22 protein-coding genes are annotated in these 18,154 nt (G+C 64.6%); 15 read left to right on the forward strand and 7 right to left on the reverse strand.

Features of this window, described 5'->3' with window-relative positions; genetic code table 11:
• Nucleotides 1-3: 3 nt before the first annotated feature.
• Complete coding sequence (locus M2427_RS34685) at nt 4-510, reverse strand: hypothetical protein (protein WP_280711309.1); 507 nt, start codon at nt 508-510, stop codon at nt 4-6.
• Between the two features lie 193 nt (nt 511-703).
• Between M2427_RS34685 and M2427_RS34690 the strand changes: the two genes are divergently transcribed.
• From M2427_RS34690 to M2427_RS34740, 11 genes are all read left to right on the forward strand, one after another.
• Nucleotides 704-1,300 (forward strand): superoxide dismutase, encoded by a 597-nt coding sequence (locus M2427_RS34690; protein WP_280711310.1) that lies wholly within the window; start codon nt 704-706, stop codon nt 1,298-1,300.
• Nucleotides 1,301-1,468: 168 nt separating this feature from the next.
• Nucleotides 1,469-2,071 carry a permease gene (locus M2427_RS34695; protein ID WP_280711311.1) on the forward strand — a complete coding sequence of 201 codons (603 nt, stop codon included), beginning with the start codon at nt 1,469-1,471 and terminating at the stop codon, nt 2,069-2,071.
• A complete protein-coding gene (locus tag M2427_RS34700; RefSeq protein WP_280711312.1) occupies nt 2,068-2,568 on the forward strand; it encodes a hypothetical protein in 501 nt (166 codons plus the stop codon). Before M2427_RS34695 ends, M2427_RS34700 begins: the two co-directional genes overlap by 4 nt.
• Nucleotides 2,569-2,612: 44 nt before the next feature.
• Entirely contained in the window at nt 2,613-2,873 is a 261-nt protein-coding gene (locus tag M2427_RS34705; protein ID WP_280711313.1) for a hypothetical protein, read from the forward strand.
• Nucleotides 2,874-2,875: 2 nt separating this feature from the next.
• Entirely contained in the window at nt 2,876-3,628 is a 753-nt protein-coding gene (locus tag M2427_RS34710) for an ABC transporter ATP-binding protein (RefSeq protein WP_280711314.1), read from the forward strand.
• A 6-nt stretch (nt 3,629-3,634) separates the two neighbouring features.
• Nucleotides 3,635-4,504 (forward strand): metal ABC transporter permease, encoded by an 870-nt coding sequence (locus tag M2427_RS34715; protein ID WP_280711355.1) that lies wholly within the window; start codon nt 3,635-3,637, stop codon nt 4,502-4,504.
• Nucleotides 4,505-4,506: 2 nt separating this feature from the next.
• A complete protein-coding gene (locus M2427_RS34720; protein ID WP_280711315.1) occupies nt 4,507-5,367 on the forward strand; it encodes a zinc ABC transporter substrate-binding protein in 861 nt (286 codons plus the stop codon).
• Nucleotides 5,368-5,421: 54 nt separating this feature from the next.
• A complete protein-coding gene (locus M2427_RS34725; RefSeq protein ID WP_280711316.1) occupies nt 5,422-6,471 on the forward strand; it encodes a GTP-binding protein in 1,050 nt (349 codons plus the stop codon).
• The gene (locus M2427_RS34730) at nt 6,471-7,490 is read left to right on the forward strand and encodes a WD40 repeat domain-containing protein (RefSeq protein WP_280711317.1); all 1,020 of its coding nucleotides are present in this window, start codon (nt 6,471-6,473) and stop codon (nt 7,488-7,490) included. The genes M2427_RS34725 and M2427_RS34730 overlap by 1 nt, the downstream gene beginning before the upstream one ends.
• A 30-nt stretch (nt 7,491-7,520) precedes the next feature.
• Nucleotides 7,521-8,237 carry an MgtC/SapB family protein gene (locus tag M2427_RS34735; RefSeq protein ID WP_280711318.1) on the forward strand — a complete coding sequence of 239 codons (717 nt, stop codon included), beginning with the start codon at nt 7,521-7,523 and terminating at the stop codon, nt 8,235-8,237.
• Between the two features lie 78 nt (nt 8,238-8,315).
• The gene (locus tag M2427_RS34740) at nt 8,316-8,657 is read left to right on the forward strand and encodes a hypothetical protein (RefSeq protein ID WP_280711319.1); all 342 of its coding nucleotides are present in this window, start codon (nt 8,316-8,318) and stop codon (nt 8,655-8,657) included.
• 84 nt (nt 8,658-8,741) lie between these two features.
• Here the strand turns inward: M2427_RS34740 and M2427_RS34745 are convergent, their stop codons facing one another.
• From M2427_RS34745 to M2427_RS34760, 4 genes are all read right to left on the reverse strand, one after another.
• Nucleotides 8,742-10,184 (reverse strand): homospermidine synthase, encoded by a 1,443-nt coding sequence (locus M2427_RS34745; RefSeq protein WP_280711320.1) that lies wholly within the window; start codon nt 10,182-10,184, stop codon nt 8,742-8,744.
• A gap of 63 nt (nt 10,185-10,247) precedes the next feature.
• Entirely contained in the window at nt 10,248-10,637 is a 390-nt protein-coding gene (locus tag M2427_RS34750) for a RidA family protein (RefSeq protein WP_280711321.1), read from the reverse strand.
• 137 nt (nt 10,638-10,774) lie between these two features.
• Nucleotides 10,775-11,362, reverse strand: coding sequence for an N-acetyltransferase (locus M2427_RS34755; RefSeq protein ID WP_280711322.1), 588 nt, complete (start codon nt 11,360-11,362; stop codon nt 10,775-10,777).
• 130 nt (nt 11,363-11,492) lie between these two features.
• Nucleotides 11,493-12,635, reverse strand: a complete 1,143-nt coding sequence (locus M2427_RS34760; RefSeq protein WP_280711323.1) for a type III PLP-dependent enzyme — start codon at nt 12,633-12,635, stop codon at nt 11,493-11,495.
• Here M2427_RS34760 and M2427_RS34765 point away from each other — a divergent pair.
• Entirely contained in the window at nt 12,634-12,822 is a 189-nt protein-coding gene (locus M2427_RS34765) for a hypothetical protein (RefSeq protein ID WP_164935684.1), read from the forward strand. The genes M2427_RS34760 and M2427_RS34765 overlap by 2 nt on opposite strands.
• Before the next feature lie 488 nt (nt 12,823-13,310).
• Here the strand turns inward: M2427_RS34765 and M2427_RS34770 are convergent, their stop codons facing one another.
• Nucleotides 13,311-13,565, reverse strand: a complete 255-nt coding sequence (locus tag M2427_RS34770; protein WP_280711324.1) for a hypothetical protein — start codon at nt 13,563-13,565, stop codon at nt 13,311-13,313.
• Nucleotides 13,566-13,701: 136 nt separating this feature from the next.
• On the opposite strand from M2427_RS34770, the gene M2427_RS34775 reads away from it, so the two are divergent.
• The 3 genes from M2427_RS34775 to M2427_RS34785 are packed head-to-tail and all read left to right on the forward strand — an operon-like array spanning nt 13,702 to nt 17,536.
• Nucleotides 13,702-15,777: a M3 family metallopeptidase gene (locus M2427_RS34775; protein WP_280711325.1), complete on the forward strand. Its 2,076-nt coding sequence runs from the start codon at nt 13,702-13,704 to the stop codon at nt 15,775-15,777.
• Nucleotides 15,777-16,415 carry a DUF1007 family protein gene (locus M2427_RS34780; protein WP_280711356.1) on the forward strand — a complete coding sequence of 213 codons (639 nt, stop codon included), beginning with the start codon at nt 15,777-15,779 and terminating at the stop codon, nt 16,413-16,415. The genes M2427_RS34775 and M2427_RS34780 overlap by 1 nt, the downstream gene beginning before the upstream one ends.
• Complete coding sequence (locus tag M2427_RS34785) at nt 16,412-17,536, forward strand: nickel/cobalt transporter (RefSeq protein ID WP_280711326.1); 1,125 nt, start codon at nt 16,412-16,414, stop codon at nt 17,534-17,536. The genes M2427_RS34780 and M2427_RS34785 overlap by 4 nt, the downstream gene beginning before the upstream one ends.
• A 152-nt stretch (nt 17,537-17,688) precedes the next feature.
• Here M2427_RS34785 and M2427_RS34790 read toward each other — a convergent pair whose 3' ends face one another.
• The gene (locus M2427_RS34790; protein ID WP_280711327.1) at nt 17,689-18,087 is read right to left on the reverse strand and encodes an MAPEG family protein; all 399 of its coding nucleotides are present in this window, start codon (nt 18,085-18,087) and stop codon (nt 17,689-17,691) included.
• Nucleotides 18,088-18,154: the final 67 nt, after the last annotated feature.

Consider the following 18,154-nt stretch of genomic DNA (forward strand, 5'->3'; position numbering starts at 1 on the left):
CTCTCAGTACGGCGTGCACTCGCTGCGCACGATCCGCGGTTTCGAGCACAGCGCGGTGCCTGTCTTGCCCTCGAAGGCGTATTGTCGTTTGCCCGGCTTTAGCCGGTTCTCGATTCGTAGCGAGCATGCATTCCCAATCACCGTCATGTAGACGATGATGTAATTGTTCGGATATTCGCGCACGGCTTTCAACGTGTGCTTGCCCGCCACGCGCAGCGACGCGGAGCCGCCTATCGCTTCCGTCGGCTTGGCGCCGAGCTTCGCCGTATATTCCGTATGGCCCTCGATATTGGACTGCATGTCGAGCCTGGCGGTGCGGTCTGTCGACAGCATGCCGGTGCCCTCGGCATGAACGGGAAAATCCTTCACGGAAGGTTGCTCGCAATCGGCTAGCGCGTCGAACGAGAATTTGGCGCGCGCGGTGACGCCGGCGGCATCGCTTTCCGGAGGCATCAGCAAGAAGGTGGCGGCGAGCGTGCTGAAAATGCAGGCGGACTTGAATTTGGACATTTCGACCACCCTCAAGTTAAACATTTCATTCGCAACAATAATTTGCGGATTTAATTCTATCCGCGGGCCGGACGCAATCAGGCCATGCGACCGCGGTCGCGCCTTTTCGCAAATTGGCGGTATTTAACGGCGCAGGAACCTTCTATAAGGGGTGACCGTTAGAACGTTCCCCACCAGTTGCGGACAAGAACCCATGACATTCACGCTGCCCCCACTCCCTTACGCCTATGACGCCCTCGGCCAGTTCATGTCGAAGGAGACGCTGGAATTCCACCACGACAAGCATCATCAGGCCTACGTCACCAACGGCAACAACGCGCTCAAGGGCACCGAATGGGAAGGCAAATCCCTGGAGGAGATCGTCCAGGGCTCGTTCGGCAAGAACCCCGCGGTGTTCAACAATGCGGGCCAGCACTACAACCACATCCACTTCTGGAGCTGGATGAAGCCCAATGGCGGCGGCACCAAGCTGCCGGGCAAGCTCGAGAAGAAGATCAACGAAGACCTCGGCGGCTTCGAGAAGTTCAAGACCGACTTCCAGGCGGCGGGCGTCGGCCAGTTCGGCTCCGGCTGGTGCTGGCTCCAGGTCAAGAACGGCAAGCTCGAGATCTCCAAGACCCCGAACGGCGAGAATCCGCTGGTGCACGGCGCCACCCCGATCCTCGGCTGCGACGTCTGGGAGCACTCCTACTACATCGACTATCGCAACCGCCGCCCCGACTATCTCAAGGCGTTCGTCGAGAACCTCGTGAACTGGGAATACGTCGAGTCCCTGTTCGACAAGGTGTAAGTTCGCGCGCCCGGGAATGACAACAAAGGCGGTCGCTCACGCGGCCGCCTTTTTGCTGTGCGGAATTGTCCTGCGCGGCGCGCGTATCGGCCTGTGATCCTACCGTTTGCATCACCTCGGCGGCGCGCTTAATCAGGACGGGCATCACCCTCGAGCCGATCCCGCCCGTTGTCAGATCCACTCCCGAATAATCCGGCGCCTGCCGAGGACGAGCCGCGGCCCGGACGCATCCGCAAGCCGATCGGTTGGTCGACGATCATCATCGCCGTGCTGGTGGCGGTCAGTGCGGCCCTGGTCTGGCGCCGTGACGGCACCGACGGCGTGCTCGAAATCCTCACCCACGATCTCTCATTGTTCGGCGGCATCCTGCCGCGCGTGCTGGCCGGTTGCCTGCTCGGCGCGTTCATCTCGGAAATCCTGCCGCACGAAAAAGTCTCGCGCTCGCTCGGGCCGAAATCCGGCCTGAAGGGCCTTCTGATCGGCACCGCCTTCGGGGCGATCCTGCCAGGCGGTCCCTTCACCGCCTATCCCGTCGCGAGCGCGCTCTTGGCCGTCGGCGCCGATTTCGGCGCCACCATCGCCATGGTCGTGAGCTGGACGCTGATCGGTTACGGCCGCGCGGTCGCCTGGGAAATCCCGATCATGGGCACCGACTTCACGCTGTGGCGGATCCTGATCTCGCTGCCGCTGCCGGTGCTGGCAGGCGCGCTCGGCCGCTTCGTCTATGTCCGGGTCTATCCGAAGCGCGACGCCGACGAGGATGCGGCATGAGCGCAGCGCTGCTCATCGATATGCTGCTCTGGGGCTCGGTGTTCGGCGTCGGCCTGATTGCGTTCCGCCGGGGGCCTCCCGTGTTCAAGGCCTCGCTGCGCGAGGGCACGATGGATTTCGTCAACATCGTGCCGCGGATCGCGCTGGGCGTGATCGGCTCCGGCTACATCGCCGCCATCATCCCGCAGGAGGTGATCACCGGCTGGCTCGGCCCCGACAGCGGCTGGCTGGGGGTCACGAGCGCGGTGATTGCCGGCGCCGCCACCCCCGGCGGCCCGGTGATCGGCTTTTCCATTGGCACCGTTGCCCTGAAGTCGGGCGGCGGGGTGCCCCAGGTGGTCGCCTATGTCGTCGCCTGGGCCCTTTTTGCCTTCCAGCGGGTGATTTTGTGGGAAATCCCGTTCATGCCGGCCCGTTTCGTCTGGTTCCGCTGCGCTGTCTCGGTGCCGTTCCCGTTCCTGGCCGCTGCCATCGCGATGGTGATCGGGAAGCCCTGAGCCGGCCGTGGACATGGGTAATGTTATAATATAACGTCATCAGCATGGTTCCCGCCGCGTCCCACGCCCATCATCACGATCATGCCCATGGTCATTCCCATGACCACGACCATGACCACGACCATGACCACGGGCATTCGCATGGGCACGACCACACCCACGCCCATGTTCACGACGCGGCCTCGCCGCATCCGGCCCAGGACGCGCCCTGGTCGATCCTGCGCATGACCATGGCCGGCCGCCTCTCGGCCGCCGTCGCCGTCTGCGCCGTGCTCTGGGGCATCGTTTGGCTGGCGATGAGGTGACTATGGCCCAGCTCGCCTTCCGCAACGTCACGCTCGGCTATGACCGTCATCCGGCCGTGCACCATCTCAATGGCGAGATCGCATCCGGCGCGCTCGTCGCGGTGATCGGCCCCAACGGCGCCGGCAAGTCGACCCTGCTGCGTGGCATCGTCGGCATCCTGAAGCCGCTCGACGGCAGCATCCATCTCGGCGGGCTGGATGCCCGCGACATCGCCTATCTGCCGCAGAGCGCGGACATCGACCGCAGCTTCCCGATCTCGGTGTTCGATTTCGTCGGCACCGGGCTGTGGCGGTTGACCTCCCTGTTCGGCGGCATCGGCAAGGCCGCGCGCCAAAAGATTCTTCGCGCGATCGCCTCCGTCGGCCTCAACGGTTTCGAGAACCGCCCCATCGGCACGCTCTCGGGCGGGCAGATGCAGCGCGTGTTGTTCGCGCGCGTGCTGCTGCAGGATGCGCGCCTGATCGTGCTCGACGAGCCCTTCAACGCCATCGACAGCAAGACCACGGCCGATCTGCTCGCGCTGGTGAAGCACTGGCACGGCGAGGGCCGCACCGTGCTCGCCGCGCTGCACGACATGGAGATGGTGCGCACCCATTTCAGCGAGACGCTGATTCTGGCGCGCGGCCCGGTGGCCTGGGGACTGACGGCGGAGGTGCTGACGCCGGAGAATCTGATGGTCGCGATGCGGATGTGCGAGGCCTTCGACGACAGTGCCACGGCCTGTGCCGAGGACGGACGCTCGCGGGCGGCGTGATTGCAGATGGTTTATGACGCGCTGATCGGCCCGTTCACCGAATTCGAATTCATGCGGCGGGCGCTGGCCGCCGTGATCGCGCTGTCGCTGGCGGGCGCGCCGATCGGCGTGTTCCTGATGCTGCGGCGGATGAGCCTCGTCGGCGATGCCATGGCGCATGCGATCCTGCCCGGCGCGGCCGTCGGCTTCCTGCTCTCCGGCCTCAATCTGTTCGCGATGACCGCCGGCGGGCTGATCGCCGGCTTTGCGGTGGCGATCCTCGCCGGCGTGGTCGCGCGCTCGACCGGGCTGAAGGAGGATGCGTCGCTGGCGACCTTCTATCTGGCCTCGCTGGCGCTGGGCGTCACCATCGTCTCGATCAAGGGCACCAATATCGATCTGCTGCACGTCTTGTTCGGCAATATCCTCGCGATGGACGACCAGACGCTGCTCGTTGTCGCCTTCAACGCCACGGTGACGCTGCTGGTGCTCGCGGTGATCTATCGCCCGCTGGTGATCGAGAGCGTCGATCCGCTATTTTTGCGCACGGTCAGTCGCGCCGGCGGCCCCGCGCATCTGGCCTTCCTCGCGTTGGTCGTGATCAACCTCGTCAACGGCTTCCAGGCGCTCGGCACGCTGCTGGCGGTGGGCCTGATGATCCTGCCGGCGGGTATCGCGCGATTCTGGTCGCGCGATCTCACCGTCATGATCTGCATCGCGGTCGTCGCAGCTGCGCTCTCGGGCTACGCCGGTCTCGTGCTGTCGTTCCAGACCCGCGTGCCCTCGGGCCCTGCGATCATTCTGGTCGCGACGGTGCTCTACATCGTCTCCGTCCTGTTCGGCCGTGTCGGCGGCATCATCAGGCAGATGTTTCCCGGCCGGCATCTGGAGGCGTGACGATGCGCGTTCTTCTCCTTGCCTTGCTGCTATCAGCCTCGCCGCTGCACGCGGCTGAACGGCTCAACGTGGTCGCGAGTTTTTCGATCCTCGGCGATTTCGTTCGCAACGTTGGCGGTGACCGGGTCAACGTCACGACGCTGGTCGGCCCCGACAGCGACGTCCATGTCTATACGCCTGCGCCAAGCGATGCGAAGCGGATTGCGGATGCGAAGCTCGTCATCGTCAACGGGCTCGGCCTCGAAGGCTGGCTGCCGCGCCTCGTGCAGTCCTCCGGCAGCAAGGCAAAGGTCGTCACCGCGAGCGCCGGCATTGCCCCGCACAAGCTCGGCTCGGCCGCCGATCCCCATGCCTGGCAGTCCGTGCCGAATGCCAGGATCTACGTGGCCGACATCGCCAATGCGCTGGCCGCGGCGGACCCTGATGATGCGGACTTCTTCCGCGCCCAGGCCAGGGCCTATCTGGAAAAGCTCGAAGCGCTCGACCGCGAGGTTCGCGAGTCCGTGGCCAAAATTCCGCCCGAGCGGCGCAAGGTGATCTCGACCCATGATGCGTTCGGCTATTTCGCCGCCGAATACGGCATCCAGTTCATCGCGCCCCTCGGCGTTTCGACCGAAACCGAGCCCAGCGCGCGGGACATTGCGGCCATCATCGGCCAGGTCAAGGCGCAGAAAATTCCGGCCGTTTTCCTTGAGAATATCAGCGATGACCGGCTGATCCGGCGGATCGCGGCCGAGACCGGCGCAAAGGTCGGCGGGACCCTGATTTCGGACGGTTTGACCGCCGAAAAGGGGCCTGCACCCACTTACATTGACATGGTCAGGCACAATATAAAGGCCCTGACCAGCGCGCTTGACCATTAGGGCAGGGGGCCACCCCGCCTCGCGTCGCGCGACCAGCCTACGTCCGGAGTTCTTATGTCTGAAGCGACCGCCTCCAAAATTCCCGTGACCGTCCTGACCGGCTATCTCGGTGCCGGCAAGACCACGCTGCTCAACCGCATCCTGTCGGAGAACCACGGCAAGAAATACGCCGTCATCGTCAACGAATTCGGCGAGATCGGCATCGACAACGACCTCATCATCGGCGCCGATGAGGAAGTTTTCGAGATGAACAACGGCTGCATCTGCTGCACCGTGCGCGGCGACCTCGTGCGCATCATGGACGGCTTGATGAAGCGCAAGGGCAAGTTCGACGCCATCATCGTCGAGACCACAGGCCTTGCCGATCCGGCGCCGGTCGCCCAGACCTTCTTCGTCGACGAGGACGTGCAGAAGAATGCGCGGCTCGACGCAGTCGTCACGGTTGCTGATGCCAAGTGGCTGTCCGACCGTTTGAAGGACGCGCCCGAGGCCAAGAACCAGATCGCCTTCGCCGATGTCATCGTGCTGAACAAGACCGATCTCGTCACCAAGCCGGAGCTTGCCGAGGTCGAGGCCCGCATCCGCGGCATCAACCCCTATGCGAAACTCCATCGCACCGAGCGCTGCTCGGTCGCGCTGGCCGACGTGCTCGATCGCGGCGCGTTCGATCTCGACCGCATCCTCGACATCGAGCCTGACTTCCTCGTGGCCGACGATCATGATCACGACCATGATCATCACCACCATCACGACCACGATCATCATCACCATGATCACGGTCACGGCCTGAAGCACTATCACGACGAGGACATGCAGTCGCTCTCGCTCAAGACCGACAAGCCGCTCGATCCCAACGTGTTCATGCCCTGGCTCCAGAACCTGGTGCAGGTCGAGGGCGGCAAGATCCTGCGCTCCAAGGGTATCCTCGCCTTCCACGACGACGATGATCGCTACGTGTTCCAGGGCGTCCACATGATGCTGGAGGGCAACCACCAGCGGAAGTGGAAGGAGGGTGAGGCCCGCGAGAGCCGGCTTGTCTTCATCGGCCGCGAATTGCCGGAAGAGCTCATTCGCACCGGCTTCGAGAGCTGCATCGTCTCGTGATGAAAGAGTTTACGCCCGCCCCCGATTCCGCCTCGATCGTCTCCGTCACCGACCGCGTCAAGCCTGTGACGCTCGGCATGGGCGTGACCTCGGTGCACTTCCTCGGACCTCGTGCCGCCTTTGTCGGTGCCGAGGAGAATGTCGCGTTTGTCGACGACAAGGGTGAGGTCACGTCAGTCGCCGTGCACAGCGGCGGCATTCTTTCGGCCGCCTCCGACGGCAAGCGCCTCATCATGGGCGGCGACGACGGTAAGGTTGTCTCGCTCGACGCCAAGGGCGAGGTGACGCTGCTTGCGACCGATCCGAAGCGGCGCTGGATCGATGCGGTGGCGTTGCATCCGGATGGTGCTTACGCCTGGTCGGCCGGCAAGACCGCGACCGTCAAGAGCGGCAAGAACGAGGAGAAATCGCTCGACGTGCCCTCGACCGTCGGCGGCCTCGCCTTCGCCCCAAAAGGCCTGCGCCTCGCGATCGCGCATTACAATGGCGCGACGCTGTGGTTTCCCAACATGGACGGATCAGCCGAATTCCTGCCCTGGGCCGGCTCGCATCTCGGCGTCACCTTCAGCCCGGACAACAAGTTTCTGGTGACCTCGATGCACGAGTCGGCCCTGCATGGCTGGCGGCTCGCCGATAACAGGCACATGCGGATGACCGGCTATCCCGGCCGCGTCCGTTCGATGTCCTGGAGCGCGGGCGGCAAGGGGCTCGCGACCTCGGGTGCCGACACCGTCATCATCTGGCCGTTCGCCAGCAAGGACGGCCCGATGGGCAAGGAGCCCGCGATGCTCGCGCCGCTGCAGGCGCGCGTGGCCGTGGTCGCCTGCCACCCCAAGAACGACATTCTGGCCTGCGGCTACAGTGACGGCACCGTGCTGATGGTGCGGCTGGAAGACGGCGCCGAGATCCTGGTCCGCCGCAACGGCACGCCGCCGGTCGCAGGCCTCGCCTGGAACGCCAAGGGCACGCTGCTGGCCTTCGCCGACGAAAATGGGGACGGCGGCCTGCTGGAGCTTTGATCTGTCATCGTTCCGGCCTTATAGGGAATCATGCGATTCCTGACGACCTTCCAGATTGCTGACTTCCTCGACACGCTGATCAGCCTGTTCACGGCCTTTGTGCTGGGCACGCTGATCGGTGCCGAGCGGCAATATCGCCAGCGTACCGCAGGGCTGCGCACCAACGTGCTGGTCGCCGTTGGCGCTGCGGCCTTCGTCGATCTCGCCATGCATTTGGCCGGCGCCGACGGCGCGGTGCGCGTGATTGCCTATGTCGTCTCCGGCATCGGCTTCCTCGGCGCCGGCGTCATCATGAAGCAGGGCATGGACGTGCGCGGCCTCAACACCGCGGCGACGCTATGGTCTTCGGCCGCGGTCGGCTCCTGCGCCGGCGCCGACATGGTGGCGCAGGCGGTTGCACTCACCGTCTTCGTCATCGCCGGCAACACGCTGCTGCGTCCGCTGGTCAACGCCATCAATCGCATCCCGCTGGATGAAAAGGCGATCGAGGCGACCTACTATTTCAAGCTCGCGGTTGCGTTGGACGCCTTGCCCGACATGCGCGACCGGCTCATCGACAGGCTCGAGGCCGCAAAATATCCGGTAGCCGATGTCGAGATCGTCGAGACCGGCGACGATCTGATCGAGATCGTCGCAGAGCTGGTTGCAACCGCGGTCGATCCCAACGAGCTCAACGCGGTGGCGACCGAGCTCCAGCACCTGCCAGGCGTCCGTCACGCCACCTGGGAAGTCAGCACCACGGATTGAGCGCGGTTCCCGCCGCTCCCGGCGCGGAACCCGCAGGCTCCAGTTTCGTTGATCCCGTGGACAAAGGCGGTGATTGACATGAGCGGCCAGAATGACAAGCGAAGCCTGAAGCTCGACCTCACAATCGCCTGTTCGCTGTTCGCAGCAGGCGTCGTGGTGTCCGTAATGTCGCTGGCGCAAATCCGCGCCGCGAGCAGGACTGAGCTGGCGCAGGCGACGCAGCCGCTCCAGGGCACACCGTCCAACGATCAGGACAAGACGCCCGCCGAGGCCAAGCCCGGCGGCGCGCGTCCGACCACGCCCGCGCCAGAGCCCGCGCAACCGGATCCACAGACGCAAGGTGCGGCGGGTTCTGCCAAGCCGGCATTGCCGCCGGCCCCGGCTGAGAAGATCGCCCCGCCGATCAAGGACAAGCAGTAGACGTCACATGCTTTTTTGGCCCACGCGCGCAATGGCCTGCCATTGCGCCGTCTACTGTGCATGGGGTTGTTTTCGCGGTTTTTGTCAGCGCACCAGAATATTCTTGAACTGCCAGGGATCGCTGGTGTCGATATCCTCAGGGAACAGCCCCGGACGATCCGTCAGCGGCGTCCAGTCGGTGTAGAAACCCTTCACCGGGCCGAGATACGGCAGCTGGATTTCCAGCAGGCGATCGAAATCCATCTCGTCGGCTTCGACGATGCCTTCGTTCGGGTTCTCCAGCGCCCACACCATGCCGCCGAGCACGGCGGAGGTCACCTGCAGGGCGGTGGCGTTCTGATAGGGCGCGAGCGCGCGGGTCTCTTCGATCGAGAGCTGGGAGCCGTACCAATAGGCGTTGTTGTCGTGGCCGAACAAGAGCACGCCGAGCTCGTCGATGCCGTCGACGATCTCGTCCTCTTCGAGGATGTGGTGCTTTTCCTGCATCTTTCCGGCGCGGCCGAACAGCTCGTGCAGCGACAGCACGGCATCGTCGGCCGGGTGATAGGCATAGTGACAGGTCGGCCGGTAGACCGCCTTGCCCGAGGCGTCGCGCACCGTGAAGTAATCGGAGATCGAGATCGACTCGTTGTGGGTGACGAGGAAGCCGTATTGGGCGCCGCGCGTCGGACACCAGGTGCGCACGCGCGTGTTGGCGCCGGGCTGCATCAGATAGATGGCAGCGCCGCAGCCGGCTTCGTGGGTATGCGCATTCTCCGGCATCCACTTTTCATGGGTGCCCCAGCCGAGTTCGGACGGCTGCATGCCCTCCGACAGGAAACCTTCCACCGACCAGGTGTTGACGAAGACGTCGGGCTCCTTCGGCTTCTTCGCGCGCTGGGTGTCGCGCTCGGCGATGTGGATGCCCTTGATGCCGGCCTGCCGCATCAAATCGGCCCATTCGGCCTTGGTCTTCGGCTTCGGCGCATTGAGCTTCAAATCGGCGGCGACATTGAGCAGCGCCTGCTTGACGAAGAACGAGACCATGCCGGGATTGGCGCCGCAGCAGGAGACGGCCGTGGTCGAGCCTGCGGGGCGCGCCTTCTTGGCGGCCAGCGTCACCTCGCGCAGCGCGTAGTTGGAGCGCGCCTCGGGGCCCTTCGACGCGTCGAAATAGAAGCCGAGCCAGGGCTCGTTGACGGTGTCGATATAGAGCGCGCCGAGCTCGTTGCAGAGCTCCATGATGTCGGTCGAGCCGGTGTCGACCGAGAGATTGACGCAAAAGCCCTGGCCGCCGCCCTCGGTCAGCAGCGGGGTCAGCAATTCGCGATAATTGTCCTTGGTCACGGCCTTCTGGATGAAGCGCACGTTCTGCTTCTCGCAATGCGCCTTGCGGCCCTCGTCCTTGGGATCGATCACGGTGACGCGCGACTTGTCGTAGTCGAGATGCCGCTCGATCATCGGCAAGGTGCCTTTGCCGATGGAGCCGAAGCCGACCATGACGATGGGACCTGTGATCTTCGCGTAGATCTGCGAGGGGTGGCTCATGGATGGTTTCTCCGGAACGTGCTGACGGACGATTGGCGGGTGGATCAGGTGCTGCGGCGCTTGTTAGGCGCTGCGGCGCTTGGCGGTGACTTCGATCTCGACCTTCATCTCGGGCCTGGCGAGGGCGGAGACGACGAGCAGCGTCGCAGCCGGCCTGATGTCACCGAGAACCTCGCCGCAGACGGCGAAGTGCGCGTCGATGCTGCTGGCGTCGGTGACGTAGTAGGTCGCACGGACGATGTCGGCCATCTCGAATCCACCCTCCTTCAGGGCGGCCGCGATGGTCTTGAAGCAGTTGCGTGACTGGCTCGTGACATCATCGGGCATCGTCATCGTCGTGTAATCATAGCCGGTGGTTCCCGCGACGAAGGCGAAATCGCCGTCGAACACGGCGCGGCTGTAGCCGACGCTCTTCTCGAGGGGGGAGCCGGTGGAAATCAGGCGACGGGACATGGGTTCGGCCTCGACTGAAAGGGGGAATTTCGTGGGGTTAAACGGCGTTTCCGGGGCTCACGCAACCCCAAAGCAACAAGCCGTAGCCGACCGTCGCCGCGGGACGCAGCTCCGGCCGGCGCCATCATGTTGATGTCTTAGGCCGCGTGCGCTTCGAGGGGACGAACTACCCTCCGTTTAGGCAGGCGCGCGCCGGTCGGGATGATCATCCCCTCGGCGCCTTCAAGCGCGCCGCCAGTGAACTCGATCGCCAGCAGGCGGTCGCGCTCGAACGGGCCGGGCAGCATCAAGGCGCCGGTCTGATCGGCCGAGAAGCCGAAGCGGGCGTAGTAGGGCGCATCGCCGAGGAGGATCACGGCGTCATGCCTGCGCGCCCGGGCGGCAGCCAGCGCTTGCTTCATCAGCGCGGCGCCGATCCCGAGCTCGCGGCAGGCAGGGTCCACCGCCAGTGGTCCGAGGACCAGGGCGGGCCTGCCTCCGGCGCTGACGTGCCACAGCCGCACGGTTCCCACGAATGTCCCCTCGCGCACGGCCGACAGGGCAAGGCCTGCGGCTGGTGCACGTCCGTCGCGCAAGCGCTGGCAGGTGCGGTCGTGGCGGTCTTCGCCAAAACAGGCATCCAGCAGCGCTTCACGGGCGGCGACGTCGACAGCACGCTCGCTGCGGATCGCGAACGGAGCGGCTTTCGAGGTGAGGGCGACTTGTGGCTTCCGAAAAGCAGTCATGGCGCGTCAGTCCCCGCTTGAACAGACGTGCGCGCAGCACGCCGGTTCAAGGCGTCGTCAGAAATCAGTGATGTGAGGAAGGAGCCGGCAAGCCGGCTCCCGGTTTCGTCAGGCCTCGAAAGAGAGGCGCTTAGATATGATACGTCTTCAGCGGCGGGATGCCGTTGAACGCCACCGCCGAGTAGGTCGACGTATAGGCCCCGGTGCCTTCGATCAGCAGCTTGTCGCCGATCTCGAGCGTGACCGGAAGCGGATACGGGGTCTTCTCATACAGCACGTCGGCGCTGTCGCAGGTGGGGCCTGCGAGCACGCACGGGGTCATGTCCGCGCCGTCATGCGGGGTGCGGATGGCGTAGCGGATCGACTCGTCCATGGTCTCGGCGAGGCCGCCGAACTTGCCGATGTCCAGGTACACCCACCGCACCTCGTCCTCGTCGCTCTTCTTCGAGATCAGCACGACCTCGGATTCGATGATGCCGGCGTTGCCCACCATGCCGCGGCCTGGCTCGATGATGGTCTCCGGAATCTGGTTGCCGAAGTGCTTGCGCAGCGCGCGGAAGATCGAGCGGCCGTAGGTGACGACCGGCGGCACGTCCTTCAGGTACTTGGTCGGGAAGCCGCCGCCCATGTTGACCATGGAGAGGTTGATGCCGCGCTCGGCGCAGTCGCGGAACACCTGCGAGGCCATCGCCAGCGCACGGTCCCACGCCTTCACCTTGCGCTGCTGCGAGCCGACATGGAAGGAGATGCCGCACGGCTCGAGGCCCAGACGCTTGGCGACGTCGAGCACCTCGACCGCCATTTCCGGATCGCAGCCGAACTTGCGCGACAGTGGCCACTCGGCGCCGGCGCAGTCGTAGAGGATGCGGCAGAACACCTTTGCGCCGGGGGCGGCACGGGCGACCTTCTCGACTTCGGCGACGCAGTCCACCGCGAACAGGCGAATGCCGAGCGCGAAGGCGCGCGCGATGTCGCGCTCCTTCTTGATGGTGTTGCCGAAGGAGATGCGGTCGGGCGTCGCGCCGGCGGCCAGCGCCATCTCGATCTCGGCGACGGTCGCGGTGTCGAAGCAGGAGCCCATCGAGGCGAGCAGCGCCAGCACTTCCGGCGCCGGGTTCGCCTTGACGGCGTAGAACACGCGGCTGTCGGGCAGCGCCTTGGCGAAGGTCTGGTAATTGTCGCGCACGACCTCGAGGTCGACGACGAGGCACGGCTCGGTATCGAGACCTTCCTTGCGACGGTTACGCAGGAATTCCTGAATACGTTCGGTCATGGCACTCTCCAACGGTCCCAGCGACGGGATCCGCATCAACGTGACGTCGGATAAGAGCGCTTCGGCCACATCGCGCGATGGAGGCGCGCTGAAGCCAAAAGACTCAAACCAGACTGTGCTGCCGTGGATTGGTTGGGAGAGCTTCCCGCCCGCACACCTGGCAATGAAGGACAAGCCTTTTCAGTAGCCCGCGCCGGCGGTGGAATGCCGGTAGAGACCAAAAAAGCCCGATCCGTCGTTGCTTTAAGTCGCGTCCCCCGTTGAGAGCGGGGTGCGCCGGTTCGCCTCCGGCTGCCAGTCACGGTTGCAAAAAGTGAAGTCACCTTCGACAAGGCATCTCTTTGAGAGAGATGCTGGACGCTCCGGGTTTGCGGTCAGTCCTTCGACTTTTCAGTCATGGACTTCTGCACTTCCGAAGAGCCCCTCGGCTTCTTCACCCCTTGGCGGCTGTCCGGCCTCTTGTCCGGATACCTACCGACTGACACACGACCACAGGCACGTGCGAAATTGGGCAAAAACGCACATAAGGGTTTTGCCTCAGCTTCGCAAGAATTTTTTTAGGCTGAGAAGAGAATTGCCTAACATCTGCTTGCGCAGTGTTGCGCGAGCGTCGCGGAAGATGAACGTGCGTTAAGTTTTCTGTGTCGCGCGCGTGACCCCGTCGCGCGAGACGCCTCAGCCGCGCTTGAAGAACGGCTCGACGCGCTGAGCGGCGCGGATGAAGGCGGTCATGACCAGCACGCCGAGTGCGAACAGCACGGCCTGAAGGATGTGCGCGCCCTGGTCACCGAGCCCCATCAGAATTGCGAGCGCCCAGCCGCCGGCAAACGCCGCGCCAAACACCTCGGCGCCGATCAGGATGGCGGCGCTGATGACGGTGATGACGCTCGGCCAGACGATCTGACGGGAAGACGAGGAGGGCGCGTTCATGGGCGATGGGGTCCGGTGTTTCGAGGGCCGCAATCTCCTCGAAAAGGCGGGCGGGAGCAAGGCCAAATGGCCCAAAAAAGCCCCATCGCGTGCTATAGCTGGCCCCAACAAATCGGCTCAAAAAACGGGACGTGCGATGTCAGACCGCCAAACTACGGACTCCGAGACCAATCCGCTGCTGAAGGCCTGGGTGACGCCGTTTGCGACCCCGCCCTTCAACGAGATCGTTCCGGAGCACTTCCTGCCGGCCTTCGAACAGGCCTTCGCCGATCACTCGGCCGAGATCGCCGCGATCACCAACGATCCCGCTGCGCCCGACTTCGCCAACACCGTCACGGCGCTGGAGCGCTCCGGCAAGCTTCTGAACAAGGTCGCGTCCGTGTTCTACGACCTGGTCTCGGCGCATTCCAACCCGGCCATCCTCGACATCGACAAGGAGGTCTCCTTGCGGATGGCGCGGCACTGGAATCCGATCATGATGAACGCCGTGCTGTTTGGCCGCATCGCCCAGCTGCACGAGAACCGCGCCAATCTTGGCCTTGATCCCGAGCAGCTCCGCCTGCTGGAGCGCACCTACACCCGCTTCCACCGCGGCGGCGCAGGCCTCTCCGACGAGGCCAAGACGCGGATGGCCGAGATCAACGAGAAGCTGGCCCAACTCGCGACCGGCTTCAGCCATCATCTGCTTGGCGACGAGCAGGACTGGTTCATGGAGCTCGGCGAGGCCGACCGCCAGGGCCTGCCGGAGAGTTTTGTGGCCGCCGCCAGGGCTGCGGCAGAAGATCGCGGCATGGCAGGCAAGGCCATCGTCACGCTGTCGCGCTCCTCGGCCGAGCCGTTCCTGAAGAGCTCGGCGCGGCGCGACCTGCGCGAGAAGGTCTACAAGGCCTTCACGGCGCGCGGCGACAACGGCAATGCCAACGACAACAACACGACCATCGGCGAGATCCTGAAGCTGCGCGAGGAGAGCGCCAAGCTCCTGGGCTATCCGACCTTCGCGGCCTACCGGCTCGAGGACTCCATGGCCAAGACGCCGGATGCGGTGCGCGGCCTGCTGGAGCGGGTCTGGAAACCGGCCCGCGCCCGGGCGCTCGCCGACCGCGACGAGATGCAGGCGCTGATTGCGGAGGAGGGCGGCAATTTCAAGCTCGCGCCCTGGGACTGGCGCTTCTACGCCGAGAGGCTGCGCCTCCAGCGCGCCAATTTCGACGATGCCGCAATCAAGCCGTATTTGACGCTCGACCACATGATTGCGGCCGCCTTCGACTGCGCCACCCGCCTGTTCGGCATCACCTTCGAAGAGCGCAAGGATGTGCCGGTCTGGCACCCTGATGTCCGGGTCTGGGAGGTGAAGGGCCCCGACGGCAAGCACAAGGCGCTGTTCTACGGCGACTACTACGCCCGGCCGTCAAAACGCTCTGGCGCCTGGATGACCTCGCTGCGCGACCAGCAGAAGCTCGATGGCGAGATAGCGCCGCTGATCATTAATGTCTGCAATTTCGCAAAGGGCACCGGCAGCGAACCCTCGCTGCTCTCGCCCGACGATGCCCGCACCCTGTTCCACGAGTTCGGCCATGGCCTGCACGGCATGCTGTCCAATGTGACCTATCCGTCGCTGTCGGGCACCTCTGTATTCACCGACTTCGTGGAGCTGCCGTCGCAGCTCTACGAGCACTGGCAGGAGCGGCCCGAGGTGCTGCAGCAGTTCGCCCGCCACTACCAGACCGGCGAGCCGCTGCCGGATGATCTGCTCAAGCGCTTCCTCGCCGCGCGCAAGTTCAACCAGGGCTTTGCCACCGTCGAGTTCGTCTCCTCGGCGCTGGTCGATCTCGAGTTCCACTCCCAGCCGGCCGCAGCCGCACAGGATGTCCGCGCGTTCGAGAAACGCGAACTCGAAAAGATCGGCATGCCCGAGGAGATCTCGATGCGCCACCGGCCCACGCAATTCGGTCACATCTTCTCCGGCGACCACTATGCGGCCGGCTATTACAGCTACATGTGGTCGGAGGTAATGGATGCCGACGCCTTCGGCGCCTTCGAGGAGGCCGGCAACATCTTCGACCCCGCCGTGGCAAAGCGCTTGCACGACGACATCTATTCGAGCGGCGGTTCGGTCGACCCGGAAGCCGCCTATGAGGCCTTCCGTGGCCGCCCACCCGAGCCCGACGCGCTGCTGCGTCGGCGCGGCCTGCTGGGCGAAAAGGCGGCCTGATCGGCATGCGCACCTTTCTCGGACTCCTGCTCGCCGCCGCCATGATGCTCGCCTCAGGCACGGCGAACGCGCATCCGCATGTCTGGATCACCGCTTCAAGCGAATTGCTCTACGCCGAGGACGGTTCGATCACCGGCGTCCGCCACGCCTGGACCTTTGACGACATGTTCTCGGCCTATGCCGTGCAAGGACTCGAGAGCAAGAAGAAGGGCGCCTATACGCGCGAGGAACTGGGGCCGCTGGCGCAGACCAATGTCGAGTCGCTGAAGGAATATGCCTACTTCACCTTCGCGAAAGCCGACGGCAAGAAAGAGCGCTTCAACGAGCCGGTCGACTACTTCCTTGACTACAAGGACGCGGTGCTGACCCTGCACTTCACGCTGCCGCTGAAGATTCCGGTCAAGCCCAAGCAATTGGTGCTCGAAGTGTTCGACCGCTCCTTCTTCATCGATTTCCAGATGGCCAAGGACAATCCGGTCAAGCTGGTCGGCGCGCCCGCCGGCTGCCAGATGAAGCTCGATCGTCCCAGCGACGGCACCGCGACCGCGCAGAAGCTCAACGAGCAGACTTTCATGGATGGTCCCAACGCCAATTTCGGCATGATGTTCGCCAACAAGATCACGGTGGATTGCCCTTGAAGCCACATCTCTCGCCGCTTGGGCGCGGGCTGCTCGCCTGCGCCGCTGTTCTCCTCGTCGTCGGCCTGGCCGATGCCGCGCTCCATGATGCCTTCGCGCAAAATCCATTCGGCGCGCCGAAACAGGCACCAGCGGCGGAGCCGGAGGCCGGCGGCCTCATCGGCTGGCTCTTGGCAAAACAGTCGGAATTCTATCGGCAGATGTCGTCGACCATCCGCGCCGCCAAATCCGACGGCTCCGCGGTGTGGACGCTGCTCTTCATCTCCTTTGCCTATGGCATCTTCCATGCCGCCGGCCCGGGCCACGGCAAGGCGGTGATCGCCTCCTATCTCGTTGCCAACCGCGAGACCGCGCGGCGCGGCATCGCACTGTCGTTTGCCTCGGCGCTGATGCAGTCGCTGGTGGCGATCCTGATCGTCGGCATCTCGGCCTGGATCCTGAACGCCACCGCTAAGACCATGTGCAAGGCCGAGGGCGCGATCGAAATCGCGAGCTACGCCCTGATCGCGCTGTTTGGACTCCGGCTGGTCTGGGTCAAGGGGCGCACCTTCACCCGCGCGCTCCAGGCGACGCAGCCGGTGCCGGCGATCGCTGGCGTGCCGCATGACCATGATCACGGCCACCACCATCATCATGATGCGCATGATCATCATGACCATGCTCATAGCCATGATCATCACCACGATCACGCGCACGCCCATCACCACCACACCCATGACCACGTCCACGACGAGCATTGCGGCCATTCCCATGGCCCCACGCCGAGCGAGCTTGCCGGCCCCGGCGGCTGGCGGCGTGGGTTCGCCGCGATCCTGACCGTCGGCATCCGCCCCTGCTCGGGTGCGATCCTTGTGCTGGTGTTCGCGCTGGCCCAGGGCCTGTTCTGGGCCGGCATTGCCGCGACCTTCCTGATGGGCCTGGGCACCGCGATCACGGTGGCCGCCATCGCGGTGATCGCCGTCTCCGCCAAGGACATCGCCGGCCGCCTCAGCGCGGGGCGCGATGGTGGCGGTGCGCTGTTCATGCGCGGCATCGAGCTCGGTGCCGCCGCTCTGGTGCTGCTGTTCGGGGCGGGTCTGTTGTTCGGCTATATCGCGGCCGAACGGACGACGTGTTTTTGAAGCGAACTCTCGTGCCCCGGACGCAGCGCAGCGTCCCTTCGACGGTGCGCTGCAGAGCCGGGGCCCATGTCTCCGTGCAGGAGGGCTTGGCCTTCTGGGTCCCGGCTCTGCGGAGCAGCGCAAGCGCTGCACCGCGTCCGGGACAACAGAGTTCACACCGGCAAGAATCTCTTCAACATCGGCATGAAGAAGATCCCGAGATTAATCGCAAACCCGATGCTCCAGAGGATGGAGCGCAGGGTCGGGCGGTTGCCGAGATAGGTCAGCACGTAGGCGATCCGGACGATCAGGAACAGCACGGCGAGCTCGTCGATCAGGCGCTGCGGCGAGTCGCGGAATTCGGCGAGCAGCACGGCGAAGGCGAAGAACGGGAAGGTCTCGATCCCGTTCTGGTGGGCGCCGAGCGCGCGGTGCGCGATGGCGTCTTCATAGAAGGCGGGATCGCGCGGCCGGGAATTGTCGAACCCGCGAAACCTGATCCATTTGATCGAGACGATCGTTACCAAATAGAGCAGCAGCGCTCCGAATACGCACCATTCCGCGAGCGTCATCTTCCCTCCCCCGCTTGGGGGCGACCCTAGCGAAACCGGGCTCATCTTGACAAGTTCGGAGCAACGC

This window comes from Bradyrhizobium sp. BR13661 (assembly GCF_029892425.1).
Lineage (GTDB): Bacteria > Pseudomonadota > Alphaproteobacteria > Rhizobiales > Xanthobacteraceae > Bradyrhizobium.